The organism is Pseudochrobactrum asaccharolyticum (assembly GCF_003314995.1).
In the GTDB taxonomy this organism is placed as follows: Bacteria; Pseudomonadota; Alphaproteobacteria; order Rhizobiales; family Rhizobiaceae; genus Pseudochrobactrum; species Pseudochrobactrum asaccharolyticum.
The window spans coordinates 1-1406 of the sequence record NZ_QNRH01000035.1 but is presented as its reverse complement, the minus strand read 5'-3'; the positions used below and the strand labels follow the sequence as shown (position 1 = coordinate 1406).

Below are 1406 nucleotides of genomic sequence, written 5' to 3'. Positions count from 1 at the left end.
GGGGCTTCTGTGGTTGCCGCCTGTAATGCAAGAAGTTTCTGCCCCTTATGAGATGTGATCGAGTGCGGTCTTCTGTCAGGCCTTTAACTGCGGCACTTCTGAAGCCGCTGGCCGATATGGTGATCAGCGGATCAGGTCCAAATCTATTCAGCGAGCTGAATGGCTCCAAGCCCCTAACTGGTTTCCTAATCCAGATCTGTTCGATCATTTTGCCCATATGGGTCGTCGCCGTTCTCACACCTCCGTCACTGGCGCTAAACTGTTTCGCGCTGCACCTCTGTCATGCAGCAACAGTTTGCGTCGGATTCTGATAATCTTCTCCCTTCGTCAGCATCGCCCAGATCGCACGCGCCATCTTGTTTGCCAACGCAATGGCCACGATCATTCTTGGCTTCCTCATGAGCATTCTGGACAACCACGTGTTTTCCGATATCGTCTTGCGCCCTAGCCAATTTAAGCGAGACATAGCACCTATAATCAGCAGTCTCCGGATATCGGCCGTCCGGCTTTTGATATGCGACCAAGCCGTTCCTTTCCTCCGGAAGAATGCTGTTTCGGAACCAGGCCCAACCATGCTGCAAAATCTCGGCCATGTCTAAAGCTGTCCATCGGCGGTGCAAAAGCTTCAATAGCCAATGCACTCATCGGCCCTACTCCTGGCATGGTTTGCAAGCGTCGTGCTGAATCTGTCTGTGTCGCCAGAGAGGCGATCTGTTTGGCCTTTGCTTCAATTCGTTGCGTCTTCTCGGCAATTTGACACGAGAGGTCGCGGCACTCTTCGCGGACCAGTTCTGGCAGATCACTGTTGTCACCCTCGATGATCGTTTCAATCCGCTTCAGATGCCCAATCCCTGCCGGAATTGGGTGACCAAACTCGTAGAGGACTGACCGTAACGCGTTGACCAACTCCGTGCGTTGGCGGACAAGCCGTTCTCTTCCACGAAAAAGGAGTGCCTTAGCTTGCTGCTCTTCCATTTTCGGAATGATGAAACGCATCTCAGGCCGTTGTGCGGCGGTAACAATCGCTTCGGCATCCGCAGCATCATTTTTCTGGCGCTTTACAAACGGGCGGACATACTGGGGAGCAATCAGCATTACCTCGTGGCCGTATTTGGCTATTTCCCGTGCCCAATAATGCGCACTGCCGCAGGCTTCCATAACCACAGTCGACACAGGGTGCTCCGCCATGAACTTGCGAAAGTGTAGTCTCGATAGCTTTCTGCGGAATTTTAACTGCCCTGTCATCGAGGCTCCGTGCACCTGGAAAACGCTTTTGGCTAGATCGATCCCGATCATTGTGTCTGTGGTCATGTCTGCCTTCCTTCCCATCGAGTAGATTGAACGCAACAATATTCAAACAAGAATTGTCGCTTGGGTAGTAGAGCGGCAACCACTCCATCTATTCA

At 52.4% G+C, this 1406-nt stretch carries 1 pseudogene; it reads right to left on the bottom strand.

Annotation, left to right across the window (positions count from 1 at the left end):
- Window positions 1-280: 280 nt before the first annotated feature.
- Window positions 281-1311: pseudogene (locus tag DFR47_RS21480) on the bottom strand (IS110 family RNA-guided transposase).
- Between the last annotated feature and the right edge of the window lie 95 nt (window positions 1312-1406).